1 pseudogene is annotated in these 290 nt (G+C 46.2%); it reads right to left on the minus strand.

The features are described 5' to 3' along the window. Positions 1-290: pseudogene (locus ACNKXV_RS14435) on the minus strand (Fic family protein); the annotation flags it as partial.

Consider the following 290-nt stretch of genomic DNA (forward strand, 5'->3'; position numbering starts at 1 on the left):
TACCCGTCCTTACTTTCCCTCTCAGATGCTCGGGAAGTAAATGCTTCGTGGCAATGCTGTGTGCTTGGTAAAAATTGGGAAGGTTCAAACGGTTGTCCCGGGCAAATTCATAGGCAGCATATAAGTCATTTGGCTTTTCGGTAAGGTTGGGCAGATATTCGATATCCAGTACCTTATGCTTTACATAGCTGTCCACTTCTAGCGTTTCTCCTTCAATCCGCGATGATGACATCACCGAAACAGCCGTGGCGAATTTAAAATTAGCGGCAGACCACTCCCTTTGCTTAAGG

The organism is Christiangramia aquimixticola (assembly GCF_048285835.1).
Lineage (GTDB): Bacteria > Bacteroidota > Bacteroidia > Flavobacteriales > Flavobacteriaceae > Christiangramia > Christiangramia aquimixticola.